This window comes from Deinococcus sp. HSC-46F16 (assembly GCF_024171495.1).
Lineage (GTDB): Bacteria > Deinococcota > Deinococci > Deinococcales > Deinococcaceae > Deinococcus.
Genome location: NZ_JALJZW010000005.1, coordinates 187,764 through 210,187 on the forward strand (window position 1 = coordinate 187,764; position 22,424 = coordinate 210,187).

Annotated in this window: 24 protein-coding genes; 10 read left to right on the plus strand and 14 right to left on the minus strand. The window is 70.5% G+C overall.

Annotation, left to right across the window (positions count from 1 at the left end; all coding sequences use genetic code 11):
- Nucleotides 1-4: 4 nt before the first annotated feature.
- Complete coding sequence (locus tag L1280_RS12015; RefSeq protein WP_253582536.1) at nt 5-505, minus strand: DUF1641 domain-containing protein; 501 nt, start codon at nt 503-505, stop codon at nt 5-7.
- The gene (gene fdhF, locus L1280_RS12020; protein WP_253582537.1) at nt 505-3,504 is read right to left on the minus strand and encodes a formate dehydrogenase subunit alpha; all 3,000 of its coding nucleotides are present in this window, start codon (nt 3,502-3,504) and stop codon (nt 505-507) included. The genes L1280_RS12015 and fdhF overlap by 1 nt, the downstream gene beginning before the upstream one ends.
- Before the next feature lie 269 nt (nt 3,505-3,773).
- Between fdhF and L1280_RS12025 the strand changes: the two genes are divergently transcribed.
- Entirely contained in the window at nt 3,774-4,040 is a 267-nt protein-coding gene (locus L1280_RS12025) for a hypothetical protein (RefSeq protein WP_104992092.1), read from the plus strand.
- Nucleotides 4,041-4,119: 79 nt separating this feature from the next.
- On the opposite strand, the gene L1280_RS12030 is transcribed toward L1280_RS12025, so the two are convergent.
- Nucleotides 4,120-5,367 (minus strand): VanW family protein, encoded by a 1,248-nt coding sequence (locus tag L1280_RS12030; RefSeq protein WP_253582538.1) that lies wholly within the window; start codon nt 5,365-5,367, stop codon nt 4,120-4,122.
- Between the two features lie 67 nt (nt 5,368-5,434).
- Nucleotides 5,435-6,460: a YpdA family putative bacillithiol disulfide reductase gene (locus tag L1280_RS12035; protein ID WP_253582539.1), complete on the minus strand. Its 1,026-nt coding sequence runs from the start codon at nt 6,458-6,460 to the stop codon at nt 5,435-5,437.
- Between the two features lie 92 nt (nt 6,461-6,552).
- On the opposite strand from L1280_RS12035, the gene L1280_RS12040 reads away from it, so the two are divergent.
- Nucleotides 6,553-7,131 (plus strand): hypothetical protein, encoded by a 579-nt coding sequence (locus tag L1280_RS12040; protein WP_253582540.1) that lies wholly within the window; start codon nt 6,553-6,555, stop codon nt 7,129-7,131.
- A gap of 27 nt (nt 7,132-7,158) precedes the next feature.
- Entirely contained in the window at nt 7,159-8,568 is a 1,410-nt protein-coding gene (gene fumC / locus L1280_RS12045; RefSeq protein WP_253582541.1) for a class II fumarate hydratase, read from the plus strand.
- 21 nt (nt 8,569-8,589) lie between these two features.
- Here fumC and L1280_RS12050 read toward each other — a convergent pair whose 3' ends face one another.
- Nucleotides 8,590-9,213: a uracil-DNA glycosylase gene (locus L1280_RS12050; RefSeq protein WP_253582542.1), complete on the minus strand. Its 624-nt coding sequence runs from the start codon at nt 9,211-9,213 to the stop codon at nt 8,590-8,592.
- A gap of 183 nt (nt 9,214-9,396) precedes the next feature.
- On the opposite strand from L1280_RS12050, the gene L1280_RS12055 reads away from it, so the two are divergent.
- Together L1280_RS12055 and nth are read left to right on the plus strand one after the other, a co-directional pair.
- Nucleotides 9,397-9,594, plus strand: a complete 198-nt coding sequence (locus L1280_RS12055; RefSeq protein ID WP_253582543.1) for a hypothetical protein — start codon at nt 9,397-9,399, stop codon at nt 9,592-9,594.
- Nucleotides 9,595-9,649: 55 nt separating this feature from the next.
- Complete coding sequence (gene nth, locus L1280_RS12060) at nt 9,650-10,324, plus strand: endonuclease III (RefSeq protein WP_256488293.1); 675 nt, start codon at nt 9,650-9,652, stop codon at nt 10,322-10,324.
- A 3-nt stretch (nt 10,325-10,327) separates the two neighbouring features.
- On the opposite strand, the gene L1280_RS12065 is transcribed toward nth, so the two are convergent.
- From L1280_RS12065 to def, 3 genes are read right to left on the minus strand one after another with little or no spacing between them, the layout of a single operon-like run.
- A complete protein-coding gene (locus L1280_RS12065) occupies nt 10,328-10,942 on the minus strand; it encodes a hypothetical protein (protein WP_253582545.1) in 615 nt (204 codons plus the stop codon).
- Between the two features lie 16 nt (nt 10,943-10,958).
- A complete protein-coding gene (fmt, locus tag L1280_RS12070; RefSeq protein WP_253582546.1) occupies nt 10,959-11,891 on the minus strand; it encodes a methionyl-tRNA formyltransferase in 933 nt (310 codons plus the stop codon).
- A 29-nt stretch (nt 11,892-11,920) separates the two neighbouring features.
- The gene (gene def / locus L1280_RS12075) at nt 11,921-12,580 is read right to left on the minus strand and encodes a peptide deformylase (protein WP_253582547.1); all 660 of its coding nucleotides are present in this window, start codon (nt 12,578-12,580) and stop codon (nt 11,921-11,923) included.
- 179 nt (nt 12,581-12,759) lie between these two features.
- Between def and L1280_RS12080 the strand changes: the two genes are divergently transcribed.
- The 3 genes from L1280_RS12080 (at nt 12,760) to L1280_RS12090 (ending at nt 15,218) form a co-directional block, all read left to right on the plus strand.
- On the plus strand, nt 12,760-13,923 hold the full coding sequence (locus L1280_RS12080) for a tetratricopeptide repeat protein (protein ID WP_253582548.1): 1,164 nt from the start codon (nt 12,760-12,762) through the stop codon (nt 13,921-13,923).
- A gap of 73 nt (nt 13,924-13,996) precedes the next feature.
- Nucleotides 13,997-14,539 carry a hypothetical protein gene (locus L1280_RS12085; RefSeq protein WP_253582549.1) on the plus strand — a complete coding sequence of 181 codons (543 nt, stop codon included), beginning with the start codon at nt 13,997-13,999 and terminating at the stop codon, nt 14,537-14,539.
- A gap of 181 nt (nt 14,540-14,720) precedes the next feature.
- Nucleotides 14,721-15,218 (plus strand): sulfocyanin-like copper-binding protein, encoded by a 498-nt coding sequence (locus L1280_RS12090; protein WP_104991804.1) that lies wholly within the window; start codon nt 14,721-14,723, stop codon nt 15,216-15,218.
- A gap of 49 nt (nt 15,219-15,267) precedes the next feature.
- On the opposite strand, the gene L1280_RS12095 is transcribed toward L1280_RS12090, so the two are convergent.
- Nucleotides 15,268-16,335 carry a prolyl oligopeptidase family serine peptidase gene (locus tag L1280_RS12095; protein ID WP_253582550.1) on the minus strand — a complete coding sequence of 356 codons (1,068 nt, stop codon included), beginning with the start codon at nt 16,333-16,335 and terminating at the stop codon, nt 15,268-15,270.
- Nucleotides 16,336-16,369: 34 nt separating this feature from the next.
- The gene (locus L1280_RS12100) at nt 16,370-17,344 is read right to left on the minus strand and encodes a S9 family peptidase (RefSeq protein WP_253582551.1); all 975 of its coding nucleotides are present in this window, start codon (nt 17,342-17,344) and stop codon (nt 16,370-16,372) included.
- 79 nt (nt 17,345-17,423) lie between these two features.
- On the opposite strand from L1280_RS12100, the gene L1280_RS12105 reads away from it, so the two are divergent.
- Nucleotides 17,424-18,596 (plus strand): MFS transporter, encoded by a 1,173-nt coding sequence (locus tag L1280_RS12105; protein ID WP_253582552.1) that lies wholly within the window; start codon nt 17,424-17,426, stop codon nt 18,594-18,596.
- A 10-nt stretch (nt 18,597-18,606) separates the two neighbouring features.
- Here L1280_RS12105 and L1280_RS12110 read toward each other — a convergent pair whose 3' ends face one another.
- Nucleotides 18,607-19,329, minus strand: a complete 723-nt coding sequence (locus L1280_RS12110) for a PIG-L family deacetylase (RefSeq protein ID WP_253582553.1) — start codon at nt 19,327-19,329, stop codon at nt 18,607-18,609.
- A gap of 96 nt (nt 19,330-19,425) precedes the next feature.
- On the minus strand, nt 19,426-20,349 hold the full coding sequence (locus tag L1280_RS12115) for a carbon-nitrogen hydrolase family protein (protein ID WP_253582554.1): 924 nt from the start codon (nt 20,347-20,349) through the stop codon (nt 19,426-19,428).
- A 61-nt stretch (nt 20,350-20,410) separates the two neighbouring features.
- On the opposite strand from L1280_RS12115, the gene L1280_RS12120 reads away from it, so the two are divergent.
- On the plus strand, nt 20,411-21,265 hold the full coding sequence (locus L1280_RS12120; protein ID WP_253582555.1) for a metalloenzyme domain protein: 855 nt from the start codon (nt 20,411-20,413) through the stop codon (nt 21,263-21,265).
- A gap of 288 nt (nt 21,266-21,553) precedes the next feature.
- Here the strand turns inward: L1280_RS12120 and L1280_RS12125 are convergent, their stop codons facing one another.
- Together L1280_RS12125 and L1280_RS12130 are read right to left on the minus strand one after the other, a co-directional pair.
- Entirely contained in the window at nt 21,554-22,180 is a 627-nt protein-coding gene (locus L1280_RS12125) for a phosphoribosylanthranilate isomerase (protein ID WP_253582556.1), read from the minus strand.
- On the minus strand, nt 22,173-22,412 hold the full coding sequence (locus L1280_RS12130) for a hypothetical protein (protein ID WP_253582557.1): 240 nt from the start codon (nt 22,410-22,412) through the stop codon (nt 22,173-22,175). The genes L1280_RS12125 and L1280_RS12130 overlap by 8 nt, the downstream gene beginning before the upstream one ends.
- Between the last annotated feature and the right edge of the window lie 12 nt (nt 22,413-22,424).

Genomic DNA, 22,424 nt, shown 5'->3' on the forward strand with positions numbered 1-22,424 from the left:
GGGCTCAGGTGTGGGGCACCGTGGGAGCATTGCCGTATTCCTCGCGTTCGCGTAGGCCCCGGCCAAAGCCGCGCAGCACGTCGACCAGTGCTCCCAGCGCGATGCCCAGGTCAGGGTCGCGGCTGAGCGTCAGCAGCTCCTTCATGCCGATCTGCTGGCGGTGCTGCACCCGCTGCGCCCCCGCCCGGATGCCGTCGGCCAGCGCCCCAGACACGGTGGTGATCGCCTCCGGCTCGATGCTCCCCAGCAGCTTCACGAGCTCGAGCAGGTTGCGAATCGCCCGCACGCTGCCCGGCTCGTTCAGCACCTCCAGCGCGTGAAAGGCGAGGCCGCCGCCCCCCTCCACCACCCGGGTGAGGGTGTGCAGCACCTTGCGCTCGTGCAGCACCTGCAGCAGTTCGATGGCCTCCAGCAGGGCGTCGGCGCCCCCGGCCGTCCCGGTCGCCAGCCGCTCTTCCGGAGTGGGAAGCAGCGTCCGGGCGTCGAAGTCAATCGCTTTGGCCATCAGTCGTCCCCTCCCACGGGGTCAGGCTGCGTTCCGCGCAGCGCCGAGAGTCGGTTGTACAGGGCACCTGGGAAACGGTAGTCCGCCCGCTGCCACTTGCGCTCGACCTCCACGCCGCGCTGCGGGGTGGGGTGACCGTAGCGGTGGTTCACGCGCGGCAGCGGATTGTCGCCCATCTCCGGCAGCACCTCCAGACGCACCGCCGTGTCCTTGTAGGCGGGCGTGTGGGTGCTGGGATCGGTGTGGCTGCCGGTCAGGCGATTGACCGCGTCGCGGGCCGAGGGGTTGTTCATCGGCATGTAGAGTTGCTTGCCCTGCACCCGGTCGGTCACGTGGACCCGCACCCGCACCGCCCCGTGGCGCGAAACCAGCCGCACGAAGCGCCCGCTTTCGAGGCCGCGCTCGCGGGCGAGTTCCGGCGATACCTCCACGAGCGAGCCGGGCACCTTCTGGCTGATGCCCGCCGACTTGAAGGTCATGTTGCCCTCGTGGAAGTGCTCCAGCATCCGGCCGTTGTTGAGGTGCAGGTCGAACTCTTCGTTCGGCACCTCCAGCGGCGCGATAAACTCGGCCGGGTAGAGCCGCGCCTTGCGGTCGGGAAAGGGGAAGCCTTCCGTGAACAGCAGCGGCGTGTCGCTCCCGTCGGGCAGCACGGGCCACTGGAGCGAGCGGAAGCCCTCCAGCCGGTCATAGGTCACGCCGGAGTACAGCGGCACCAGCGAGGCGACCTCAGCCATGATCTCGGCGGGGTGCGCGTAGGTCCAACCCGCACCCATGGCGTTGGCGACCCCCTGGATGATCTCCCAGTCGGGGCGGCTCTGGCCCAGCGGCTCCAGGGCGCGGTAGAGGCGCTGGATGCGGCGCTCGGTGTTGGTGAAGGTGCCGTCCTTCTCCAGGCTGGGGCTGGCGGGCAGCACCACGTCCGCGAACTGCGCCGTGCGGCTGAAAAACACGTCCTGCACCACGAAGAAGTCGAGCTTCTCAAAGGCTGCGTCCACGTAGTTCGCGTTCGCGTCCACCAGGCCCATCTCCTCGCCCTTGAGGTACATCGCCCTGAGGGTGCCGTCGTGCACCGCGTGGACCATCTCGTGGTTGTCCAGGCCCTTGTTCTGCGGGAGGGGCACGCCCCAGGCCGCCGCGAACTTCTCCTGCACCGCCGGGTCCTCGACCTTCTGGTAGCCGCCGACGAAGCCGGGCATGGCGCCCATGTCGGAGGCCCCCTGCACGTTGTTGTGTCCGCGCAGGGGGTAGGACCCGGCGCCGGGGCGCATGTAGTTTCCGGTGATCAGCAGCAGGTTGGAAATCGCCGTGGAGGTTTCCGAGCCGCTGCACTGCTGGGTTACGCCCATCGCCCACATGATGCAGGTGCCGTCGGCCTGCACGATCTCGTGCGCGATCTGCCGCAGGGCGTCCTGGGAGATGCCGGTGACCTCCTCGGCGTGGGCGAGCGTGTACTGGGCGATGCTGGCCCGGTACTCGTCCAGCCCGTTGACCCACTGGTCGAGGAAGTCCTTCTTTTCCAGCCCCTCGTCGAGGATGTATTTCGCCACGGCGGTCAGCCACACGAAGTCGGTGCCGGGGGTGGGGCGCACGAAGAGGTCGGCCCGCTGCGCCATCTCGTGCTCGCGCAGGTCGGCCACGATCAGGCGCTGGCCGCGCAGCTTGTGCGCCCGCTTGACCCGCGTGGCGAGGACCGGGTGCGACTCGGCGGTGTTCGTGCCGATGCCGATGACCAGCCCCGCCCGCTCGAGGTCGTGGATGGAGCCCGAGTCGCCGCCGTAGCCCACCGTGCGCCACAGGCCCATCGTGGCGGGGCTCTGGCAGTAGCGCGAGCAGTTGTCCATGTTGTTCGTGCCCACGACCGCGCGGGCGAGTTTTTGCATCAGGAACGCTTCCTCGTTCGTGCATTTCGAGGAGGCGATAAAGGCCAGCGCGTCGGGGCCGTGCTGCGCCCGGATCTCCGTGAAGCGCCGGGCGATCAGCGCGAGGGCCTCGTCCCAGCTCGCCTCGCGGAAGGTGCCGTTCTCGCGAATCAGCGGCATGGTCAATCTCTGTTCGCTGTTCACGTAGTCCCAGCCGAATTTGCCCTTGATGCAGGTCGAGACGCCGTTCGCCGGGCCGTGGGTCGGCTCGACCTTGAGGATGTGCCGCTCCTTGGTCCACACCTCAAAGGAGCAGCCCACCCCGCAGTAGGTGCAGACCGTCTTCGTGCGCTTGACCGACCCCTCGCGCATCGCGGACTCGGTGTCGGAGAGTTGCAGGATCGGCCCGTACCCGATGGAGGGCTCGGCCGCCTTCACCAGATCGACCGCCGAGTTGAACACCGGCAGCGGCAGGTCGGTCATCAATCCCGCCTCGCCCAGCATGGACTTTTCCATCAGGGCGTTGCAGGGGCACACCGTGACGCAGTGGCCGCAGCTCACGCAGCTCGACTCGTTGATCGGAGCGCCGCCGTCCCACAGCACGCGGGGATGGGGGTCTTCCCAGTTGATGGAGAGCGTCTCGTTGACCTGAAGGTTCTGGCAGGCCTCCACGCAGCGCCCGCACAGGATGCACTGGTCGGGGTCGTAGCGGTAGAAGGGGTTGGACTCGTCCTTGGGATAGGGCTTGGGCTGGTACGGCGTGTCCTGATGCTCGACTTTCAGCAGTGCCGTCGTGTTGTGGACCACGCAGTTGCCGTTGTTGTTGTCGCAGACGGTGCAGTAGAGCAGGTGGTTGCCGAGCAGGCGGTCGAAGGCGGCCTTGCGCGAGGTGCGGGCGGCGGCTGTCTCGGTCCGCACGGTCTGGCCGTGGGCGACCCGCGTGCCGCAGGCCCGCACGAGTTCGCCGTTTACCTCCACGAGGCAGGTGTCGCAGGTCTGGATTGGGCCGAGCTGCGGGTGGTAGCACACCTGCGCCAGTTCGACCGAGGCGCGGTTGATCACCTCGACCAGCGGTTCTCCCAGGCGGGCAGGCTGCGGCACTCCGTTGACGGTCACGTGGGTATCAAAAGGCGGCAAGGCATCCTCCGGAGTCAGGTTCGGGATGAGGCGCGGCGGACTATGGGTTGTGGGCTGTGGCGGAAGTATAACGGCCGGGCGCGGCCGCCCGCAGGCCGGAAGGAGGCGTGGCCCCCACTCCCCTGGACAAGTTCCCGCTGACCGTTGCCGCGCACTCTGCGCCCGGCAGTGCGTTTTGGCTAGCGGCATCCGCCTTTGCGCGGCTTTAGCGATTCCTCACGGTCGGGAAGCCAGGAAGGGCGATGCTGCGGCTCTCAGGGGAGGTATTCATGTCAGACGACCCGACCACGCCCTACAAGACGCCCGAGCCTCCCGATCAGGACGCGGTGAACGAGCACCGGGAGGACGCCGAGGGGCCTTTCGGAGCCGACATGACGAACCTCCTGGGCGGCACCCGCGCCCCGCAGGAGAACGCGGCCACGCCCGCCCAGGGCACCGCCTACAGCACCGGCACGGACGCCGAGACCGGCGCCAGCGTGTTGGGCACCGACCCCCGCGCCCGCTCGGACCGCAACGGGAGCGGCGACGGGAGCTGAGCTTCTTTGTCGGCGGGGAGACCACGAATGGGGAAAGGGGCGACCGCATCTGCAATGGTCGCCCCTCTCCCCATGAACCTCAGCGCCCGACCAGATAGATGTTGGGCCAGGGCCGATACGTGCTTTTCAGGGTGTCTTGCCGGATCACCTTGCCCCCCCGGACCAGCTTGCGCGTCACTTCCATCGTGGCGCCGGGCGCGGCCCAATCCACCTGACGGCGCTCGCCGGGTTTCAGGGCAGTGCTGCGAATCAGGCGGTCGGCGGGGGAGGGCACCGTCTTCAGGACCCTGGGTTGGCCGAGTTCCACCGTGAAGTCGCGGGCCTTGCCGAAGACGCTGATCTCCAGATGTCCGTCGGCGTCGTTCCAGTCGGCCTGGAACCACAGTGCTCCGCCCGTGTCGTTGGCGAACTTCAGGTCGAGGGTGGGCTGGTAGATCGCCGCGTCGAGGCCCTGGGGCTGGTAGTAGTGCACCTGATAGGAGTGGGTGTGCCGCTCCACGACCGGGAGGCCCGCCCCGTACAGCGCCCGGAACGCCGTCGTGCTGACCTGGCAGATGCCCCCGCCCAGGCCCGTCTCGGTGCGGTCCCCGGCGATGATCAGGCCCGGCACGTATCCGGCCCGCGCCGAGATGTTGCCGATAAACTGATTGAAGGAAAAGGACTTGCCCTCGAAGAGGCGGTCCTGAAAGTTGCGGGTGCCCACATGAATGTTGGTCATGCGGGCGGCGCTGCTCCCGGCGTAGTTGGTGACCCCGGTCGCCAGATGCGCGGTGATGCCCTTGCCCGCGAAGAAGTCCAGCGTCCGCCCCGGCGCGACCTGCCCGGTCACGACCACGTTCGCCCGCACCGCGCGGGGGTCTTTCAGGGCGGCGAGGACGTTGGCGCGGGTCTGCTCGGCGTCCACCTTCAGGCCGTTGCGCTGCACGACCGCCCAGCCCGCCGTGCCGAGATTCTCGAAGCGGGCGTCTTGCCCCTGCGCGGGGAGGGAAGCCAGGAAGGTCTTGAGGTCGGCCTCCAGGCTCTCGGTGACCACGCCGCGCTGCCGCAGCACCGCCACCCGCTCGCCGGGCAGGTTCAGGGTGCTTACAAAGGGCACAGTGGTCTTTTTGCCGTTCACCAGTGCCGGGAAGTTCACCTGCACGGTGATCAGCAGCGGCGCGGTGCGGGCGGGCGTGGTGGCGGGGGCGGGCACGGGTGCCGGGGTCGCCGGAGCGGGTTCGCTGACTGGCGCCGGGGCCTCCACCGGAGGCACGGGCTCGGGGGCCGTCTGGGCCTGCGCGGCGCCCAGCAGCAGCCCCGCGAGGAGAAGGGTGCGGGCTTGAGTCATGCCCGGCAGTATTCCATGACCCCCGGTGCCAAACGTGCCAAACGCGTCTCGCCCGTGTGAGAGGGGGTTAATGGACCGAAAGCACCGTCTCCGGCGTCCCGTCCACCTGCCCCGGCGCGAGCTGCCGCTCGATCTCGGCCACCGCTGCCACCGCGTGGTGCCGCCCATTCTCGATAAAGACCTGATTCGTCTTGCCCGCGAAGCCCGCCGACCCCACCACGAACAGGCCCGGCACGCTGCTCTGGTAATGCTCATCGAGCACCAGGCACTCGTCGGCCTGCTGCGCGAGGTCCAGCCCCGCCAGGAAGGAGAGGTCCGGGCGGTACCCCGTCAGCGCGAAGGTGAAGTGGGTGGGCAGCTCGGAGGTGGTGCCGTCCTCCCGCTGCACGACGACGTGCTCGGGATGAATCTCGACCACCTGAGCGGTGAAGTGCGCGGCGATGCTGCCTTCCTTGATGCGGTTCTCTAAGTCCGGCCGCACCCAGTACTTGATGGTGGACTTCAGCTCGGGAGCACGCACCACCATCGTGACGTTCGCCCCGCCGCGCCACAGGTCGAGGGCGGCGTCCGCCGCCGAGTTGCCCGCCCCGATCACGGTGACGTTCAGGCCCAGGAAGGGGTGCGCCTCGGTGTAGTAGTGGCTGACGTTGGGGGAGTCCTCGCCGGGGATGCCGAGGTGCACGGGGTTGTCGTAGTACCCGGTCGCCACGATGACGCGCCGCGCTTCCACCACGCCCGGTGTGCCGTCCTGAGCCTCGACCTCCAGCGTGAAGCCCGCCGGGGCCGCGTGGACGCGCTTCACTTCCGTGTAAAGGCGCATGTTCAGCTCCTCGCGCTGGGCCACGAGGCGGTAGTACATCAGCGCGTCGCGGCGATCGGGCTTGTCGTGGCCCGTGACCATCGGGTGGTTGCCGATTTCCAGTTCGGGCGCGGTGGTGAAAAAGGTCATGTAGGTGGGGTACTCGAAAACCGCGTTGACCACGCAGCCCTTCTCCAGCACCACGTAGCTCAGTCCCGCCCGCTTGCAGGCGATGGCGGCGGCGAGGCCCACCGGCCCGGCTCCCACGATGGCAACGTCGAACATCTGGCTCATGGGGGGAAGTGTGGCATGGGGGCAGGGGCGAGACGGTGATCGAGGCGGGCAAGGTCGCGTGCGGGCGGTGAACTGAGCCGGTAGCCTGAGCCATGAACCTGAGGCGGTGGGGAAGGGGCAGCCTGATTCTGGGCCTGAGTGGAGTCGCGCTTGCGGGAGGCGGCGGCCCGCCCGGTCCCCTGACCCGTGACGCGGCCCTGCGGGGGCTGCCAGGGGTGACGGTCACGGAGGGGCTGGACACCACGCTGGGAGCCGAGGTGGCCTACACCCATGCCGTCCGGGTTCAGGTCGGCACGCGGGCCGAGCGGGTGCTCTTCTCCTCAGGCGCCGCCAAGAACAGCTCCACAGTCAACAGCCTGATCGCCTACGTGGAAACGGCCACACCGACGGCCTCTCAGCGGCAGGCCCTCGTCGCCGTGGCACGCGGTGTCCTGACCGCCTGTGCGCCTGACCTCGCTCCGCAGGCGCAGTCCGTCTGGGCTGGCCTGGCGCGGCACAACTGGGCTGGGGCGCTGGGGTGGCAGGACTGCCAACTGAAAGCCGTGCGCGTGGGCTGGAGCGGGCGCGAGGGGCTGAACGTGGCGGGCCGCGAGGTGGCCGGGCTGAGTGTCGAGTGGCCCGGCGGCTCCGGCCGCTGCGTCTTCGAGGCCGTCCCGTTTCCTGGAGGGTAACCGCAGCCCGCCCATTACACTCAGGCCATGACGCAGACGGCTCAGGGCCAGACCCGCAAAGAATCCGACACCATGGGCACGCTGGAGGTGGACGCCAGCCGCTACTGGGGCGCCCAGACCGAGCGTTCCATCCACAACTTCCCCATCGGACGCGACACCTTCGTGTGGGGCCGCCCCGTCATCCGGGCGCTGGGCATCCTGAAGAAGGGTGCGGCGCAGGCCAACGCCGAACTGGGCGAACTGCCGCAGGAGGTGGCCGACCTGATCGTGCGGGCCGCCGACGAGGTGATCGCCGGGCGGCTGGACGACCACTTCCCCCTCGTCGTGTTCCAGACCGGCTCGGGCACCCAGAGCAACATGAACGCGAACGAGGTGATCTCCAACCGCGCCATCGAACTCGCGGGCGGGCAGATGGGCAGCAAGTCGCCCGTTCATCCCAACGACCACGTGAACCGGGGCCAGAGCAGCAACGACACCTTCCCGACCGCCATGCACATCGCGGTGGTGCTGGAGCTGAATGAACGTCTGTACGGCAGCGTGGGCAAGCTGCGCGACACGCTGGCGCAGAAGGCCGAGCAGTACGCCGGGCTGGTCAAGGTGGGCCGCACCCACCTGCAAGACGCCACGCCCATCACGCTGGGGCAGGAGATCGGCGGCTGGGTGGCGCAGCTTGACTACGCGCTGGCGGAGGTGAGGCACGCCGAGCAGGGCCTCTACGACCTCGCCATCGGCGGCACGGCGGTGGGCACCGGCCTGAACGCGCACCCCCAGTTTGGGGACCTCGCCGCGAAGAAGTACGAGGCCGAGACGGGCTTCCCCTTCCGCTCCGCCGAGAACAAGTTCGCCGCGCTGAGCGCCCACGACGCCCTGGTACAGACCTCGGCGGCGCTGCGGACCCTCGCCGGGGCGCTGATGAAGATGGCGAACGACGTGCGCTGGCTAGCGAGCGGCCCCCGCAACGGCATCGGCGAGATCACCATTCCCGAGAACGAGCCCGGAAGCTCCATCATGCCCGGCAAGGTGAACCCCACGCAGAGCGAAGCGCTCACGATGGTCGCCACCCGCGTCTTCGGCAACGACGCCACCGTCGCCTTCGCCGGGTCGCAGGGCAACTTTCAGCTCAACGTCTTTAAGCCGGTGATGGTCCACGCCGTGCTGGAGAGCATCCGGTTGATCGCGGACGCCAGCCTCGCCTTCAACGACAACTGCGCGGTGGGGATCGAGCCGAATGTGGAGAAGATTCAGCACAACCTCGACATCAACCTGATGCAGGTCACCGCCCTGAACAAGCACATCGGCTACGACAAGGCCGCCGCCATCGCCAAGAAGGCCCACAAAGAGGGCACCAGCCTGAGGGAAGCGGCGCTCGCACTGGGGCACGTCACGGACGAGCAGTTCGGCGAGTGGGTCGTGCCGCTCGACATGACGCATAGCTGAGCCGGGGGCCGGCGAGAGGGGCTATTCCTCGGGGAGGGGAGTGGCCCCTCTCCTCGTCTCCGAGATGAGTCCGTACGCCGCCACCAGTGTTCCCAGCGCCCGCACCGCCGACGCCCGCCGCGACACGAAGTTCTGCGGGCTGGGATGGGGGCAGGTGAGGGCAGGCAGGGCCGACCCCACCAGCGGCCAGGTCCGCTCGGCGTGGCGACCGACGAGGACAACCACGCGCAGCTCGGGCAGCAGCGTCAGCAGGTGCCGGGTGAGCGGCGCGGCCTCGGCGTACTGGGCGGGCCGGGGGGTCACGACGCCGCCCTCGCTCATCTGCCAGGGCACGGCATTCCACACCACCACGTCGGAGCGGCGCAGGCCCGACAGGTGCAGCAGGCAGCGCAGGTTCTCCGCCGTGCCGTCCGGATTGTCTACCGAGACGAAGCGCGTGCGGCTGACGACCGGGCCGGGTGATTCGAGAAGAAGCAGCACCCGCGCCGCCACGCCGCCGTCCGCTGGGTCGAAGTAGGGAAGCCAGCGCCCGCTTTCCCTCTGAACCTGCTCCGCCCACTGGTTGAGGGGGCCGACAGGGGCCGCGAATATCTGCCCCAGCTTGGCCTGCCGAACCTCCTCCGACCTCAGCGTGCGCGTCTCCATCCCGGCATTGTGGCTCGCCCGTGCGTTCAGTTTCCGGCGGCAAAGGTTGACGAATACCGCATACCGCGCTATCTTATTTACATCACCGCCCGAAGAGGCGGCTTTTTTTGTGCCCGGTCGCCCCTAAATCTGCCTTTACCCGTGTCTCGCCCGGCCATGCGGAGCGGGGCGCAGGCTGGGGCCATGACCGACGACACCCAGAAGAAGGGTTACGACCCCGCCCAGACCTCACCTGCCGAGGGCCAGAGCCACGCCATTCCTGACGAGGCGCGGGGGCAAAATCCCGGCATCGACCCGGCCGACAAGGACCAGCCCGCCGAGGGGGGCCGGGACGAGGCCGGGGGCGAGGGCGCCGACCGCTCCAGCACGGCCCGTGACTGAGCCGACCCTGAACGCGGCCCGCCCTCCCGGGGAGCGGGCCGAACTGCTGACGTGGATGTATGAACGGCTGCACGCCGAGTACGGCGAGCGCCCGCTGATCGCCCGGCGTGCCCCCATGCACGAGCTGATCAGCACCATCCTCTCCCAGCGCACCACCCACCAGGACGAGGAGGCGGCCTATCAGGAACTGCTGACCCTGGGAAGTTGGGACGACATCACCCTGGCCCCGACCGAGGCGGTCGCGCACGCCATCCGCCGCAGCAACTACCCCGAGAGCAAGGCCCCGCGCATTCAGGCCACCCTGCGGGCCATCCGGGAGCAGCGGGGCGGGTATGACCTCGACTTCCTGGCCGAGTGGCCCGTCAAGGACGCCATGAAGTGGCTCACCGACCTGCCCGGCGTGGGGGTCAAGACGGCCTCGCTGGTGCTGCTGTTCAACTACGCGCGGCCCGTCTTTCCGGTGGACACACACGTCCACCGCATCAACACCCGCGTGGGCACGATTCCCCGGATGGGCGAGCAAGCCGCGCACCGGGCGCTGCTCGTGCTGCTGCCGCCCGACCCGCCGTACCTCTACGAACTGCACGTCAACCTGCTGCGGCACGGCCAGCGCGTCTGCACGTGGACCCGTCCGAGGTGCCCGGCCTGCGTGCTGCGCGACCGCTGCGACGCCCACGCGATCTACGGAAACAACGTGCCGAGCTTCAGCGAGAAGCCCGCCAAATCCTGAGCCTCAGCCCCGCTCCCGCTCGCGCAGCACGAGCTGAATCAGGCCCAGCGTGACGAGTTCGCCCTCCTCCGGCCGGACGGGGCGCAGGGCCTCCACCTCGAAGCGGCGCGAGAAGAGGCTGCGGCGCTTGCGGACCCGGAAGGCCGGTTCCCCGGCGGCGTCCCTCACCGTGTAGGTCGGGTTGACGAGGTAGTCGAAGCCCGCCGCGATCAGGTCGCCCACGAGCGGCACCGCACCGATCACGCCCTCCACCACGCTCATCCAGGGATGGTCGTCGCGCAGGGTGAAGGCGAGGGTCTCGTCCGCGCCCTGCAACTCGTAGCTCGCGCCCCAGAGGGTCCGGACACCGTGGGCCTGCAAGGTGCCCACCGGGGTGCCGTTCAGCCGCCGAATCAGCCGCCGCGCCCGCCAGTCCAGCGCCCCGGCCATCAGGCCCTGCGCCCGGATGGTGTGCGTCTGCTGGGTGCGCCCGTCGTCGGCGTACACGCGCACCTCGTCGCGGACGCTGAAGAATTTCTCCTTGACCAGCGCCACCAATTGCCCCTCGGCGTCGGTGACGCGCAGCTCGGTCAGCAGGCTGAACTTGAATTCCAGCGTGAGGGGAAAGGTGGGGTTCACGCTGAGGGGTACGGCCTTATTCGGGGGCAGGTTCCCAGAGGTCGAAGCGGGTGCCCCGCCCCACCCCCGCGCCCGAGGCCCACACGGCGGCGGGCTGGGCCTTGCGGGCCTCGGGCTGCACGGTTGCCACCCGCACGGCCCCCTCGCCGCACGCCACGGTCAGACCATCGGCATCCACGCCCAGCACCTCGCCGGGTTGCCCCAGCCCTTCCGCGACCGTCAGGCCCGAGAGCTTGAGCCGCGCTCCCCCCAGAAAGGCGGTCGTCTGCGGCCACGCGGCCACGCCCCGGTGACGGTTGACGACCGCCCGCGCGGAGTCAGTCCAACGCACGAAACCGTCCTCCTTGGTGAGCAGCGGCGCGTGGGTCGCCTGCGCGTCATCCTGCCGGATGGGGGAGAGGTCGGGCAGGCGCGACAGGGCCTCCACGATCAGGCGGGCGGCCTGGGTGCTCAGCGCGTCCGACAGCTCCAGACTCGTCCATTCGGGCGCGATGGGCAGTTCCTCTTGCAGCAAGATCGGCCCGGTGTCCAGCCCCTCGTCGGTCTGCATGATGGTCGTCCCCGTGACCGTCTCGCCCCCGATCAAGGCCCACTGGATCGGCGCGGCGCCCCGGTACTTGGGCAGCAGGCTGGTATGCGTGTTCAGGAAGCCGTATCGGGGCACCGCCAGCAGCGACCCTGGCAGAATCTTGCCGTAGGCGCAGGTGACCGCCACGTCCGCGCCGGAGTCATGCAGCCGGGCCTCGAAGGTGGCGTTGCCGCGCAACTTGCGGGGCTGGGCGAGGGGCAACCCCACCTCGGCGGCGCGGGCGGCGACCGGAGGCGGGGTGAGCTTCAGGCCCCGGCCCACCGGTTTGTCGGGCTGCGCGACCACCAGCACGACCTCGAAACGTTCGCGGACCGCGTCCAGCACGGGTACGGCGAAGGCAGGCGAGCCGAAAAAAGCCACACGGGGGGCCGCACCTCCGGGAGTTAGGCTCACTCCGGGCGCTCCCGCTGCGCCTTTTGTACCTCGGCCAGCTCCGCGAGGAATTGCTTGGACTTGCGCTGCATGGCGGCGAGTTCCTTGCGGTAGTCCTCGGTGACCTCCGGGGGCAGGCGGTCGAGGAAGAAGACGCCGTCAAGGTGGTCGGTCTCGTGCTGAAAGACGCGGGCGAGATAGTCGCCCGCCTCCAGCGTGCGCTCCTGCCCGTCGAGGTCGGTGTAGCGCACCTGCACCCCACGGGCGCGGGCGACCCCTTCCTCGTAGATGCCGGGGATGCTCAGGCAGCCTTCCTGATAGGAGCGGTCCTTTTTCTTGTCGGTGACAGTCAGGACCGGATTGAGCATCACGAATTCACGCAGGACGCGGGACCTCAGGGGCTTCTCGCCGCCCTCGTTCTCCTCTTCGTCGTCCTCGTACTCGACCGCCACGAACATGCGCACCGGGAGGCCCACCTGCGGGGCGGCGAGGCCCACCCCCCGCGCCTCGAACATCGTCTCCAGCATGGTGTTCGCCACCTCGCGGACGGTCTGCGGACCGAAGCCGGGGACGGTCAGGGTGCCCTCCGGCTGCACGGGCTTCGCCTTGCGGCGCAGCACGGGATCGCCGTACAGACGGATGGGATAGATGCGGGGCGGGGCGTCAGTGGCCTTCACAATGCCTCCGTTTTACCAGAGGCCGGTGGGCCTGCCCTGCACGCGGGCACCTTCGGGGCGAGAGGGGGGCGCAGATCTGGGACTTGAGCGGACTCTCACGCGGCGGCCATGCCCGCTGCCCAGCATCAGGGGACGCTTCTGGCCCTTTTGCCCCAATTCCTTGCCCCTAAGGAGGCCCCATGTCCACCCGTTCCCTGCTGCTGCTCGGCACCCTGCTGCTCGCCGCACCCGCCACCGCCCAAACGACGACCCAGACGGCGCCCGCCCAGTCCGTCGCGACCGCTCCTACCTTTGCGAGTGCCGCCCAGGCCATCGCGGAGGCCCGCCGCCTCGCGGACGAGGCCCGGCGCACCTACCCGGCGGGCAGCGCCAGCATCGACCAGGCGCTGTGGCGCTCGGCGGCAGGCGCGGCGGAGGCGGCGGTGGCCCTGGAGCCTGGCAACGTGGACGCCCTGCGCCTCCGCGCCCAGCTCTACACCGAGGTGGGGTTCTGGCGGCAGGCCGAGCTGGGCTGGCAGGCCCTCTTCCGCGCCGCGCCCGCCAGTCCCGGCAGCGCCGATGCCCGGCAGGCGGCGACCGCCCAGTACAACCTGGGGTACGCGGCCTACACGCGCAACCAGCCCAGTCAGGCGGCGGCTTCCTTCACGGCTTGTTTGGAACTCGACCCCGCCAGCGTCCCCTGCGCGACGTGGGCAGCGCGTACCGCCCTGGAGTCGGGCAACTACGCGCAGGCGCAGACCCTCTACGACCGGGCGCTCAAGCTCGCTCCCGGCGACCGCACCCTGACCTACTTCCGGGGGCTGGCCGCGAGTGCGTCCCGCTACGGCCCCGCCGCCACCCGCGCTTTCAGCCGCGCTTACGGCGAACTGGAGGCGGGCCGCAAGGCCCAGGCCCTCGCCGGATTTCAGGAAGCGGCCCGCAGCGCTCCCAACTTCGCGGAGGCGTGGCGGGAAGCCGGACGGTTGGCGCTGGAACTTGGAGATGCAGCGGCGGCCCGCACCGCCTACCAGGGGGCGGTGGCCCTCCCCGGCGCGACGGCCAGCGACCGCTACAACCTCGCGCTGGCGCAGGAAGGTGAACAGTTCGGGCTGCGGGCGGTGCAGACTTTCCGCAGCGCCTACACCCGTTACACGGCGGGCGACCGCGCTGGGGCGGAAGCCGGATTTCTGGAGGCCACCCGCCTGAACCCCCGCTACGCGAAGGCGTGGGCGTGGCTGGGCCGCGTGCGCTACGAGGCCAAGAACTCCGCGGGCGCGGCGGAAGCTTATGGACAGGCGGTGGCGCTGGACCCGAATGACAAGAGCAGCGCCTACTTCCTGCGGCTGGCGCAGCAGGGCAAGTAAGGGGAGAGGCCGGGAGGCAAGTTGCCCCTGGCCCTCTCACGGAGAAGGGCGGTGCGCGGCCTACGCTGGGGCCATGCGCCGCCTTTCCCTGCTGTTGCCCGCCGCCCTCTTGCTCGCTGCCTGCGGTTCGCGGGAGGTAAAGCCGCCCGACGCCTACGACCTCAGCGGCACGGTGAGCGGCAACTGGGGCACGAGTCCCCGGCTGCGGCTCGCACTGGTGGGAGCGGGCTTTCCCAGCGCGGTGACCAACGACGGCAACCAGGAGCAGAACGTGGTGAAGGTGGAGGGCCAGAACGTCTGGCAGTTCGGCCTCGACCTGCCGCGCAGCCCCTCGCTGGCGACGGTGGCGGGCGTCTATCAGGTCATCGTGTACAACGACGCGAACAACAGCGGCGACTTCAATGTCGGCGAGACCTTCGCCCGCAACCGCCAGTGGCTGATCTACAGCGAGTTCGGCGGCGACCTGCCCGCCGTCAAGCTCCCCGGCAGCGACGAGGTGCTTATCGAGGCGACCACGGTGGCCCGCGGCTGGAACCTCTACGACCGCGCCCGGCCGCTCGGCGCGGGCAATCCCCGTCCGGTGACCACCGTGACGGGCTATGACCTCAGCCGCTGACGCGGGGCGGAAGCCCGGCAAAACAGACATGCCGCCGTCCCGTCCGGGCATTCCCGCGGGACGGCGGCCCCCTGTACGGTGAACCCGAGCCGCCTTTCTTCAGCCCCAGCCCCGCCGCTCCTGTGCCCATGCGGGGGCAAAGTGGCACGCTGGAATTATCGGGCGGCCCAGGAGGAACACCATGAACCGACTCGCACTGTCCGCTGTGCTCCTGACGGCCCTCGCTCCCGCCCTCGCGCAGTCGTCGGGCACCGCCTCCGCCCCGCCCACCGTGACCTCGCGGGCGGCGGCCAAGACGGTGCAGGTGGCGTTCGTCGCCGGGCACGAGGGGCACAACAATGGCCTGAACTACAACGGGGACGCCAAAGGCGAGAAGACCCTGACCGTGCCGCTGGGCTGGACCGTGGAGGTCAGCCTCAGCAATGCGGGCAAGATGCCGCACGACTTCGCGGTCGTGGCGGGCAGCACGGTGCCCACCGACTTCAGCAAGGTGCGCCTCGCGTTTCCGAATGCGGCCACCAGCGTGATCGCGCCCGGCGGCGCGGCGGCGACCACCCGCTTCGTGGCGAACCGGCCCGGCACCTATCTGATCCTGTGCCGCGTCGGGCGGCATGCCCAGAACGGCATGTACGTGAAGATGACCGTCTCCAACAGCGTAAAGGCGCCCACCTACCGCTGAAGAGTCAGGCGAGAGGACCCCGCCGCGCAAGAAGGTGGGGTCTTCTCGTCTACAGGTGCTCCTGAAAAAAAGCCACACTCCGCCGCAGCGCCAGCCCCAGGTTCTGACTTAGGTTGTGGTCGTCGCCCTCGTAGCGGTAGGCGGTAAAGCTCTGCCCGGCTTCCCGCAGGTCGTCCGCCAGCGCCTGCTGAAAGCTGTAGGGCACGTCCTCGTCAGCGGTGCCGTGGTGAAGCTGGAGGGGCCGCCCGTTCAGGTCCTCCAGATACGCGTTGGGGCTGAGCGCCCGCAGGTAGCGGCGGTTCAGAGGGTCCAGCGTGGGCCGCTCCTCGCCGGGGCCTCGGCCCCAGTCGGTCGCCAGCACGTCGTACCCGGCGACCACGCCCGCCCACAGCGAGGCCGCCCGCAGCTCGCGGTCCACCAGCATCGCCCGCAGCGACAGTTGTCCGCCCATGGAATGCCCCCACAGCCCGAGTCGGCCCCGGTTGACCCGCCCGTCGCGCTTGAGGCTGGCCGCCGCGTTGAGCACGTCCACCGTATAGCCGGGGTCGTTGTAACCGCCCGTCGCCTCGCCCTGGGAGTCGCCGTGGCCCCGGTAGTCACTTTTCAGGGTGACGAACCCCGCCCGCGCGAAGGCGTCCTGATAGGCGACGTACCGCTCGGTGGTGCGGTACACGTCCGGCGGGATATAGCCGTGGTTGAAGACGATGGCGGGCCATCCCCCCTCCGGCGGGGTGCCGTTCGGAACCGTCAGCAGCGCGTAGATGGTCAGCCCGTCCGACTCGTAGCTCACGACCTGCCGCGAGTAGTTCACGCCGGGGGAAAGGGTCTGCACGACCGTCAGGGCGCTGCCGGGGTACTCGCGCTCCCGCAGCGCCTGAATGCTGATGGGCTGCCGGGCGACGAGGCGCCCCAGCGCGGCGTCCGTGACTCCTTCCAGCGCCCCGCCCGGCTCGGCGTTCTCCGGGGTGGGGGCGTCCTCCCCGCCTGTCGGTGCCCTCTGCCCGGTCCATGGGACCTCAAAAGGGAGGGAGAAGGGCAACCGCTCCGGCCCGACCAGCGCGACGTAGCCCGCGCCCAGGGCCAGCAACAGCAAAAGGAGTTGGAGGAGCCGCCTCACCGGGAGTCACCGGGGGCCAGACGCCTGCCGACCCTCACAGCCGCGCCTTGAAAAAGGCCACCGACCTCGCCAGGGCCGTCCCCAGATTCCGCGTCAGGTCGTGGTTGTCGCCGGGATAGACGTAGCTCTGGACCGGCTTGCCCGCCACCTTCATCTGCGTCACGAGGCGCTCGTGAAAGAGCACGGGCACGTCCTGGTCGGCGGTGCCGATGTGGAGTTGCAGGGGGCCGCCGAGGTCTTTCAGGTACGAGTTGGCGCTGAGTTTGTTCCAGAAGGCGGGGTTGGCCCCCGGCGTGCCGTACTTGGCGACGGCCTTCTGACGCAGTTCCAGCACGGCGCGGGGGATGGAGGCGGGGACCGGACTGTTCCAGTCGTTGATGATGGTGCCGTAGTCGCCCACCACCCCGGCCCAGATCACGCCCGCCCTGATGCTGGGGTCAATCGCCATCGCCCGCAGGGTGAGAAAGCCGCCCATGGAGTGCCCCCACATGCCGATGCGCCCGGCATTCACGCGGGGGTCGCGCTTGAGGCTGCCTAGCGCATTCATCACGTCCGTCGTGTATCCCGGCGCGAAGTAGCCGCCCAGTGCCTCCCCCTGGCTGCTCCCGTGGCCCCGATAGTCGCTCTTGAGCGTCACGAACCCCGCACGGGCGAAGGCGTCCTGATAGGCGACGTAGCGCTCGGTGGTGCGGTATACGTTCGGCGGGATGTAGCCGTGGTTGAAGACGATGGCGGGCCAGCCGCCTTTGGGCGGGGTGCCGTTGGGGACGGTGAGGAGGGCGTTGATCCGCAGGCCCTCCGAGAGGTAGCTCACCACGTAGCGGCGGTAGTTCACCCCGGCGGCCAGGGTCTGCCGCACGGTGAGCGCACTGCCGGGGTAACTCTTCTGCCGGGCGGCGGGGATGCTCATCTGCGCGGCGTCCACGCCCGCGAGGGCAGCGGCCGACTGCGCTCCGGCGGGGGCGGCGAGGGTCAGGGCGCCCAGCAGGGCGAGGAGGGGGCGGGTCATGGGTCCACCCTACGGAGGAGGAAAGCGCGGCACCGGAAGGGCGGCCACGCTTGGACGGACCCCTTACACTGGCGGGGCGATGCTCTGGACCCGCCCCCTGGTGATGCTGCGGCTGCTGGCCCTGCTGCTGCTGAGCGAGCTGGTCCGCACGGGGCTGCTGGTGTCGGTGCTGCCGCAGGCCGCGCCGGGGCTGGGCTGGGGGGCGGCGGCGGTCGGCCTGATCGTGGGAGCGCACTACCTCGCCGACGGACTGGCGAAGGGGCCGGTGGGCTGGCTTTCCGAGCGCCTGGGGCTGGGGCGGGTGCTGGCGCTGGGAGCCGCGCTGGGGCTGGGGCTGGTCCTGGGGGCACGGCTGGCGCCGGGGCCGGGCTGGGTGGTGCTGGCCGCCGGACTGTGGGGCGTGGGGTACGCGGCGCTCTGGCCGGGATTGATGAGCATGTCGCAGGCGCTGGCCCGGCCCGGCTACGCGGCGCGGGCGCTGGCGGTGTCGGGGGTGGCAGTGGCCCCCGCCATCCTGGGCGGCGTGCTGGGGGTCGGGCCGCTGATGCAGGCACGGCCGGAGGCGGCCTGGGCGCTGCTCGCGGGGGCGCAGGGAGCGGCGCTGCTGCTCGCGCTGAGTCTGCTGGGCCTGCGCCTCCCGGCGGCGGGCGCGGTGGCCGGGGGCGTGTGGCGTGGCTGGCGGCGGGTCGCCACCCTGCTCCCCGCCGCCTTCGCGCAGACGCTGGCGCCGGGGCTGTTCGTGCCGCTGCTCTACCCGCTGCTGGAGCGGCTGGGCCTGGGCTTGAGCGACCTGCTGGGGCCGGGGCTGCTCGCGCTGCTGGGCTTCGGGGTGGGCCTCACCCTCGCCGGGCGCCTCGCGGACCGGGCGCACCCGCGCCGCGCCCTGACGCCGGGATTACTGGGGCTGGCCCTGACCTTCGCGCTGGCGGCGCCGCCGGGAATAGAAGACCGCCTCCTCGTCCTCGCGCCGCTGCTGGGCCTGGGCTACGGGGCCTTTCTCACCGGGTGGAACGGGCTGGTGGGCCGGGTGCTGCCGGAAACCAGCCGCGCCGCCGCCTGGGGCACCGTCATGGCGGTCGAGGCCTTGGGTTTCGCGGTCGGCCCGGTGCTGGGCAGCCTCGCCTGGGCGGGCTCCGGGCCGGGGGGGGTCTTCGCGCTGGGGGCGCTCGTCTTCCTGCTCGCGGAGGCCTACTACCTGTGGCCGGGCCGGGCGGTGGCCCACATTCCGCCGCACGCCGACCGGACGCTGTGAGGGCCTCCCCTCAGAGCGCTTCCGGGTCGATCAGCAGCGGGTCTTCGGCCTCGAAGGCCTCGGCGTAGCGCACGCGGGCGAGGGTGCCCCAGTACATCAGCCGGGCGCGGCGGCGCTCCACGATCTCGGGGGTGACCGTCTCAGAAACGTAGCCGCCCCCGAACTGGCTGACGTGGGCGCGGACCGCCGCTTCCCATTCGGGCTGCACGGCCTCCACGTCCACGAGCAGGTTGGCCTGAATGTCGGCATTGCCCTGGTACAGCAGCACCCGGCCCACCCGGTGCGGCTCGCCGGGGACCTCCGCCCGCCGCAGCGCCGCGAGGTGCAGCGCCCGCCGGGCCAGGTGATAGGTCCCGAAATGGTCCGGGTGCCGGTCGCGGTGGTGCGGGACCACCAGCACGCGGGGCCGCACCGCCCGCAGCGCCGCCGCCAGCGCGTGGGCACCGCCCGGTGTGTCGGCCAGCCCACCGTCGGGCAGCTCGACCTGCCCGCGCCAGCCCAGCCCCATGAGCTCCGCCGCCGCCACGCACTCGGCCTCGCGCTCCTCCGGGGTGCCCTGGGTGCCGCGCTCGCCGCGCGACAGTTCGAGAATGCCCACCGCCCGCCCCGCCCGCGCGAGCCGAATCAACGTGCCCCCCGCGCCGATCTCGGCGTCGTCGGGATGGGGGGCCAGGCACAGCCAGTCCAGCGGCTGCGCGGTGCCGTACACGGTGCGGAAGGGCAGCGGGGTCATGGGAGGCAGCATAGGCCACCCCCGCGCCCAACGAAAAACCGCCCACGGGGGGCGGCGATGTTGAGAAATATAGCGTGGTATGCGCGGGAGGTCAAGTTATGCAGGCGCCTGCGCCGCAGACAGCGCCACGACCTCGGCCTCCCCCGGTCGCTGCGCCGCCGCCACGCGGTCACGCCAGTTCAGGACATGCCCGTCCACACGCACCTGCTGCGTCAGGGAGAGGTCGAGGTCCTGCACGACCCAGCCGGGCGTCTGCCACTCGCCCTCGGCGACGAGGCCGGTGTCGGGCAGGCCCACGTCGGCGGGAGAGTAAAAGGCCGCCTGCCCCACCGCCGTCTCGACCGCGTAGGTCCAGTCGGCGTCCGCGAGCAGCGGCGCGTGCAGGGCATAGAGCTGGTTTTCCAGGGCGCGGGCCATGCTGCCCACCCGGACGCGGGTGTATCCGGCCCGAGCACCCGTGAAGGAGGGGACGACCAGCAGTTCGGCCCCGCCTTCCGCGAGCCGCCGCGCCAGCCCCGGGAACTCGCTGTCGTAGCAGATGGCGACCCCGAAGCGCAGACCGCCCAGGTCAAAGACCCGCACCCCCTCGCCCGGCGCGATGTCCCATTCCTCGGCCTCGAAGCGGGTCATCAGCAGCTTGTCCTGATGGCTGTGGGTCCCGTCCGGCCCGAACACGTAGGCCCGGTTGACATACCCGTCCCCGTGCGCGACCGGGTAGCTGCCCGCGACAATGGCGACTCCATGCTCCCGCGCCAGCCGCGCGTGCAGCGCGAGAAAGTCCGGCAGCAGGGCCTGAAGCGCGGGCCGCATGCCCAGGATGTCGTGGTGCAGTTCCGGCGGCAGCAGCGCGATGAGTTCCAGCGCCGCGTACTCCGGGAAGACCAGCAGCCGCGCTCCCTGCCCGGCCGCCCCGGCCACCCAGCGCGAGAGCTTGGCCTCGTAAGCCGCCCAGTCGGGCAGGCGGTCCACCGGATAGGCCGCCGCCGCCACCCGCATCGTGTCCGTGTTCGTCGCCGTCATGGGGGGAGTGTAGCGGGGCCACTTCCCGCAGAGGGGAGGCCGGGCCGCTATCCTGCCCCGCATGACTGGCCTGGTGTGGCTCGCGCTGGACGGGGTGGGCCACCCGGCCGACGCCCCGCCGGAGTCGGTGTGGGAGACCGAGCTGCCTGCCCTGCGCCCCCTGGTCGATGGGGGAGAGGCGCTGGACGCCACCCTGGGTGTCCCCGGCCTGCCGCAGTCGGGCACCGGGCAGAGTTGCTGGCTGACCGGACGGGACGCCGTGCGCGTGATGGGCGAGCACTTCGGCCCGCACCCCGGCCCGACGCTGCGGCGCCTGCTCGCCCAGGAGAGCCTGCCCGTGCGCCTCACGCGGGCGGGGGGCCGGGCGGCCCTCGCCAACCACTACCCGCCCGCCTACCACGCGGCGCAGGCGCGGCGGCCGAGGCCGGGCTGTTTTCCCTATGCCTTCCAGGCCGCCGGACTGCCGCTTGGCCCCCCGGAGGTGCCTCCGGTGTCTCCCACGCTGGGGCTGGGGTACGCGGCGCCCTGGCCGGAGGAAGGCCCGCTGGCTGACCTCGCTCGGCTGGGTGAGCAGCTGGCCCGGGCGGCCCGCACCCAGGATCTGATCGCCGCTGACCTGTGGCTCAGCGACCTGCTGGGGCACCGGGGCCGGGTGCCCGTCCCGGCGGACGCGCTCGCGGCGGGCCGCGCCTACCTGCGCCGAGTCGACGCGCTGCTGGCCGGGCTGCTGGAAGGAGGCGCCCGCGTGATCGTGAGCAGCGACCACGGCAACCTGGAGAACCTGGCGGTCAAGGGTCATACGCTCGCGCGGGTGCCCTTCGCGGGGGCTGGCCTCCCGCTGCCGCCCGCCGGGAACATCGTGGCCGGTGGGCAAATCATCGCTGGAGTGCTGGGACTCCCAGTGTCCGGCGATTAGGACTGTGAAACACCACAAAGGAAGGTCGGCGTGTCTCTCCCAGGCGCCCCGCACCCAGGCGAGCGCGACCACAACAAGAAGAGTGACCCAGGGCAGATTCGGCGGTGCAAGTTATCCACAGCCTTTTCCACAGGGCCTGTGGACAACATCTCGCGTCTGGGCGCGGCTGGACCGACTCTAAGCCCATGGAATCGCGTCTGAGACGCGCTTTCTGTCCTAAACAGAGCGTTGACCAAGAGCTTGCCAGGTTATCCACAGTGAAACACCAGCCTGTGGATAACTTATGGCTCAGGCGCCGCGTGCGGCCTGGATAAAGGTCTGCACCCGCTCCGCGTCCTTGATTCCGGCCGCTGCCTCCAGGCGGGTCACCGCGTCCACGCCCGCAGGCTTCAGGAGGCGGACGGCCTCGGCCACGTTTTCCGGCCCCAATCCCCCGGCGAGCCAGCCCCCGGCGGGAAAGACATCCCGCAGGGCGGCCCAGTCGAGCGGCTGGCCTCCTCCCGGGTGCGGCGCGTCCAGCATGGCCGTCACGCCGGGAAGGTCCAGTTCCTCTGCGGTGGCCTCGCGTCCCAGGTCGGCGGGGCGCAGCACACGCAGGACGGGATAATACGCGGCGACCGTCTTCAGGTAAAGGGGCGCTAAAGGCCCGTGGAGCTGCACGGCGCTCACGCGGGCGGCCTCCGCCGTTCGCAGCACCTCACTCAGCCCCTGCCCCAGAAAGACGCCCACGCGGGCCACCACCGGGCCGACGCTCAGGCCCGCCGCCCGGGCGACCTCCGGCGAGACGAGCCGCTTGCTGGCGGGCGCGAAGATGAAGCCCAGCGCGTCCGCCCCCGCCTCGGCGGCGAGCACGGCGTCGCGGACGGAGGTGGTGCCGCAGACCTTGACCCGGACCGGGGAGAGGGGGTCAGTCACGGCGGGCCTCCAGCTCGGCCACCCGCGCTTCCAGCTCGCGGGTGCGGCGCAGCAGGGCGGCGAGCAGCAACGCGTAGTGGTCGTAGAGCTTGGGACGCTCCAGCCGCAGCTCGCCCGCCATCCAGTCCGAGAGCAGGCGCTCGGCCTCACGCAGCACCTCGTCGTCGGGCACGTCGCGGTAGGAACGGTCCCCCAGGATCGTCTTGGCGAAGTTGAGTTCGCGGTCGCTCATGCCCGCCATTCT